We start from the raw sequence: 4,879 nt of genomic DNA, 5'->3' as shown, positions 1-4,879 counted from the left end.
GAAAAAATATAATTATAACAGATAAGCTTAAACCTAAAATAATAATCTGACTTAATTCATGAAAAGACTCTGAAACAAAATTAGTATTTTTAGTATAAACTAAAACATAACCAACTAATTTATCTTTATTATAAATAGGCAAGTTAAGATAAATAAAATTATTCTTCTTTAATATTTTATTAAATTCCGCTTTTCCCGAATCAAAAAGAGTATTCTCATCGAATGAGTTTTTCGTATTTTGACTTTTTGTTATTAATTCTAATTCCAAATCATAATAATAAATACTATTATTTTCATTTTCATTAATCATTGGTTGGATAATATTCTCTATTTGTAACAGTTTTTGAGTCTTCGGTAAATCTTTATTTTGTTTTAATTCTTCGATAGTGGAAATCCGGGATTGTATCTGGGCTTGTAGCTTGGAGGCACTTAATAATAAATTATCATTAAATTGTAAGGTCTGTTTCTCCCAAAAGTTTTTCCCATAGATAAACATAAAAATAAGCAGAAAAGCAAGTATCAAGGATATAACTTTAAGTAGGGTTAATTTAATAATAGATTGTTTGTCTAGGACGTTTTTCGTATTAAAATCCATCCCGCTATCCTCCAACTATCTGAAATAGAAGTATAGAGAAATGTTTAGCTTGCGTCAAGCCTTCAGGCACCAAAGCTGGATGCACCAAGAACAACAGACACCATGGAGGGTATAGGCTGCTGCGACTGTGGAAGCCTTTATCGCACTTTATCACCTGAAAGTTATCCTCAGATATGGTATAAGCGCTTAAGAGAACAATTTAAAAGCTGGATTATCCCAGCTTTTAAATTGTTAGGCAAATGTGCTGCCACGACCGGTAACCTCCTAAATTATCTTTGTAATGCTTTCGGGGTTTTGGGTTGATATAACCAGTAGCCACACGCAAAAACGGAGGTCGCACTGACCAGGAGCATTAATATGGACACAATTGTGGCAAAGAAGTACCTTTTCATAGCCTATTTTCACCTCCTTTTCTATTAAAAATAGGCAGTAAGGTGATACTTTGATAAGCTACACCTAGAACTGCACTAACACTTAATACAGGATTATCAAAAACATACATAATTATAAATAAAATAATTATAAAAACCATTGACGATATCTTGAGCTTAAATTTTAGGCTGCTGGAATGGATTGGTTTTGCATCACTGTCTACAGGCGCTAAGAAAGCTACCAGTAAAAAAGAAGCAACTAAACTAAAGATCAGAACATACTGATTAGTTAAGTTGCTATCAAGAAGTTTTTTGGCTAAAACTCCAATAAAACCATAACTAATAGCACCAATGATCAAACATTTTACAGGAGTATTAAAATGAGCTCCTCCCGATACCCTACGTAATAAGCCACCAAAAATAGCCGCAATAATAGTTGTCATTAAGGCATGAAAAGCATATCCAATAAGTATTATTAACAACGAGCCTAAGATAAAAAGAAGCGCTGTTTCGATGGCATAGGCTATTATTTCTTTTTTATCTTCGTTACAATCCAATTCATTTGTTATTACTTCAGTCAGTTTATTACTAATATTTTCAGAGAAATTCATTTATTCCACATCTTTTTTATAGAATTTGTTTAACAAAAAAGCAGTGATAAATAAAAGAAATACGTGAAATTCTCCTATTACAATCCTTTTAACCAAGTCAGTGGATAAACTTTCAGGTGTTAATCCAAAAACAGGCATTAACAATGACAGACAAACATACTCAAATATTACCAAAGCTAAGAAACTTAACAGACATGCAATCAGGGATAAACTGAAATCCCCTTTGCCAAGCCATAATAAAGCAATAAATAACAAAACAATTAGTAAAATAAGATGAATCCCAAAAGGAATAGGCAATAGTCTCACAACATACGCACAAAAAGCTAAAATAATCCCAATTAATACAACTTTATTCCACTTTAAAGGTATTTTGGCAATTACAAAAGCTAAAGCAGCGACTGCAATTTGTTCAGGTATTCCTTGTAAGAGCATAGCAATCAATGGAATTTTAATAAATCACACACCCTCTCCCTCTGAACGTAAAACACCACAACACTCTGACTTTTCCTCTAACTTCAATTATTGCACATTGCAGGGGAGAATTTACGCGAATCTTGTAGTACAAAAAAATCCTTAGGCTTGTTTTTAAGGGATTCCACACTTGTAGCTGTTCCGAATCGTTCTTTAGCCTCTGCAACGCAAAACCACGGACACGCTCGGAACGGACATCCGGGATCAAAATACCAAGTAAAACCCCGTAATTACTTGCGGAGTCTAAGTTTCCTATGGATTGTATTTCTTAATATTAAGCCTCGCAAGATCCTTGCGTAATGCTATGGCCTTGCGTAAAAAAACATGCACTATTTCCGTTTGACTACGTGAAGTATTTACGTGGATCAGCACTCGGATGCAGCGGGAGAGGCTACCAGGCACAGGGATTTCTGTCGCACAAAGAAGCGGTACCAACTCCCAGCCAATCTCACGTGCACTGGACGCAGGAAAATCCGCATTCAAATCCGGCGTAACTGTAAATATGGCGCTGACCAAGTCATCTGTACTTAGCGCATTCTCTGCAAGGATTATTTGTAAAAGTTCCTGGGTGGCTTCCTTTATCTCCGCGGCATCATTACGCTCGACCGTTGTCGCACCTCGAATTCCTCGAATCATCTGCTAATCACCTGCTTTTTTGGGAGCGACGCGATGTCCCAGTCCCACCGCAACCTCATCCAAATGTAAGAGCCCGATGCCAAAAAAAATCGCAACACTTAAGTGGTCGTCTTGACGTGCAACCCCAATCTTCCCACCAATATTCAGACCCATAGCTTTGTTCATAATTTGACTTAAGGCTTCGCGAGTTGCCCCGGCAACTGCACCTTCATCCCCATGTGTCTCTTGGATTACCCCTTCACGTTTGGCAGCTACTATAGCACGTTCTACAATCTTGCGGATCGAACTAACGTACTCTCCGCCGTAATCAACAGCAGCGGTTCTGACTCCAAGGCGCAGATAAGAATCTTTTAAATTGGCCTCTTCTTCTCGGCTCTCTGTCATAGCCATTTTTAAGGCTGCGATCGCAATTTTCTTACTTTGTGCCATCATCGCGTTCTTCCTTCCGCCTATCATACCGCTCGAAAGCTTGCTTACTGATTAGTTAATTAGACACCTTTCAGGTGCCTTTGCTCAACTATTAACCCATTCCACCGTTCAATATTAGAGTTGCTTCCATCCTACCGTACTGCCTTCTTTTTCGAATGACTATGCATAACTATACACGTCTGAATTATAGTATGCCAACGCGTGATTTGCAAGACTACGGTCTGACTGTTAGGTTCTGAGTATTCCCCTGTATCACGACAATCCGATTCTTACGAGGTTCAACCAATTGGGTATCTTTCTTGACAACTTGAACCTGAATGATCTGAGACAAACCTCTCCCGTCCAACTGAATTTGACCGGACTCTACCGTTATTTGCTGTTCTCCATTGGCTAAAGTGGCTATGACTTTACCATTTTGAAGCACACGAATCGAAGCAGCCGGTGTCGCTTTTAACGTCAACTGCCAGGTCTTAGGCACTTCGGCAAGTGCAGGTAATTCCAAAGGAGGAGCTTCAACCTTTGTTGCTACCGCCAGATAAAATTCAAGTGGATCCCTTATCACACTTAACTGCATTATTACAAGTATTATCGACGCCAAAACCATAACCCGAATGATCTTGCTTTCTCCCCGCTGAACTGTATTCCACATCCATTCCAATACGCTTTCCCTTCGACGCACGTACACCACCTCGAAAGAGTTTATGCAGAAGGGGTATTAATCAGACCAGCGAGAGCGCAGAATCGCTCGCCGAACGGCCTGCCCTGTGCCCCATTGCAAACGCAGCCTGGAGATTATACCCTCCCGTAATGCCATCGACATCCACAACCTCTCCGGCCCAATAAAGCCCTTCTACACGTTTGGAAGCCATTGTTTTTGGGTTGATCTCTTTAACATCAATTCCGCCTGCCGTTACAATCGCTGTCTCTATAGAAAGGGTTTCCGTAATTGTAACGGGTAATCCATGCAATAATCCAACTAAACGTTTCCGTTCTTCACGGCTGATTTGATGCACTACCCCTTCCGGGTTTATCCCGCTCAAGCGAATCATGACGGGAATCAGACTTTGGGGTAAGAGGTCCTCCAGAGCATTTTTAAACTGCTTATTGCTATACTTTTGAAAATCCCGTTGCACCCGGATATCTAACTGCTCTGACGAAAGAGCAGGCTTCAAATTAATTCGCAGCTCGACTTGTTCTCCTCCACGCAGTGCCTCCCCCGCCTGACGGCTAATTGTTAAAATGATGGGACCCGATACCCCAAAATGCGTAAACAACATTTCTCCAAACTCTGTAACCTTCTTCTTGCCACCTATCCACAAGGAGGCTTCGACATTTTTCAGAGCAAGCCCCTGCAGTTCCTTTACCCACTCTTTAGAGGTTTTCAGTGGAACCAGAGCCGGCCGGGGTGTAATAACCCTATGCCCCAGTTTCCGGGCGAACCTAAACCCATCCCCGCTGGAGCCGGTAGCGGGGTAAGAGGACCCTCCGGTACACACGATTACCGATGGTGCTAAATATCGTTTTTGGCCAGCTCCGCGTACACCTTTGATCTGCCCATTCTCAACCAGGATTTCTTCCACGGTTATTCCCGACCGGACCTCAACTCCCTTCTCGTCCAGAAAGGCCGTAAGGGCTTGAACAACCTTTTCCGCATCATCGGAGACAGGAAAAACACGCCCTCCCCGTTCAACTTTCGTCTCTACCCCATAACGGGCAAAAAACGCCCGTAAAGCCACGTTATCAAAATCTCTCAATATTCCTTGTAA

The 4,879-nt window shown here is 40.8% G+C and carries 7 protein-coding genes and 1 pseudogene; all 8 read right to left on the bottom strand.

The genetic code is table 11. The features are described from left to right. Positions 1 to 595, bottom strand: a pseudogene (locus AC6I5A_RS06150) (two-component system sensor histidine kinase NtrB); the annotation flags it as partial. Positions 596 to 864: 269 nt separating this feature from the next. Next, positions 865 to 987: a cyclic lactone autoinducer peptide gene (locus AC6I5A_RS06145; protein WP_497900544.1), complete on the bottom strand. Its 123-nt coding sequence runs from the start codon at positions 985 to 987 to the stop codon at positions 865 to 867. After that, entirely contained in the window at positions 984 to 1,577 is a 594-nt protein-coding gene (locus AC6I5A_RS06140) for an accessory gene regulator ArgB-like protein (protein ID WP_034613058.1), read from the bottom strand. The genes AC6I5A_RS06145 and AC6I5A_RS06140 overlap by 4 nt, the downstream gene beginning before the upstream one ends. Next, the gene (locus AC6I5A_RS06135) at positions 1,578 to 2,009 is read right to left on the bottom strand and encodes a hypothetical protein (RefSeq protein ID WP_034613062.1); all 432 of its coding nucleotides are present in this window, start codon (positions 2,007 to 2,009) and stop codon (positions 1,578 to 1,580) included. 291 nt (positions 2,010 to 2,300) lie between these two features. After that, positions 2,301 to 2,684: a chorismate mutase gene (gene aroH, locus AC6I5A_RS06130; RefSeq protein WP_034613054.1), complete on the bottom strand. Its 384-nt coding sequence runs from the start codon at positions 2,682 to 2,684 to the stop codon at positions 2,301 to 2,303. 3 nt (positions 2,685 to 2,687) lie between these two features. Next, positions 2,688 to 3,116, bottom strand: a complete 429-nt coding sequence (locus AC6I5A_RS06125) for a HutP family protein (RefSeq protein WP_497900543.1) — start codon at positions 3,114 to 3,116, stop codon at positions 2,688 to 2,690. Between the two features lie 211 nt (positions 3,117 to 3,327). Beyond that, complete coding sequence (locus AC6I5A_RS06120; protein WP_034613049.1) at positions 3,328 to 3,792, bottom strand: hypothetical protein; 465 nt, start codon at positions 3,790 to 3,792, stop codon at positions 3,328 to 3,330. Positions 3,793 to 3,832: 40 nt separating this feature from the next. Next, a partial coding sequence (locus AC6I5A_RS06115; protein ID WP_034613046.1) for a BaiN/RdsA family NAD(P)/FAD-dependent oxidoreductase occupies positions 3,833 to 4,879 on the bottom strand: 1,047 nt, incomplete at its 5' end.

This window comes from Desulfosporosinus sp. Tol-M2 (assembly GCF_059735615.1).
Note: the sequence above shows the minus strand (reverse complement) of the source record. Positions and strands in the feature narration are given on the sequence as shown.

Bases quoted from the DNA above. Each gene is read 5' to 3' on its own strand.
- AC6I5A_RS06140 (WP_034613058.1), bottom strand. From the start codon at position 1,577: ATGAATTTCTCTGAAAATATTAGTAATAAACTGACTGAAGTAATAACA.
- aroH (WP_034613054.1), bottom strand. From the start codon at position 2,684: ATGATTCGAGGAATTCGAGGTGCGACAACGGTCGAGCGTAATGATGCC.
- AC6I5A_RS06125 (WP_497900543.1), bottom strand. From the start codon at position 3,116: ATGATGGCACAAAGTAAGAAAATTGCGATCGCAGCCTTAAAAATGGCT.
- AC6I5A_RS06135 (WP_034613062.1), bottom strand. From the start codon at position 2,009: ATGCTCTTACAAGGAATACCTGAACAAATTGCAGTCGCTGCTTTAGCT.
- AC6I5A_RS06145 (WP_497900544.1), bottom strand. From the start codon at position 987: ATGAAAAGGTACTTCTTTGCCACAATTGTGTCCATATTAATGCTCCTG.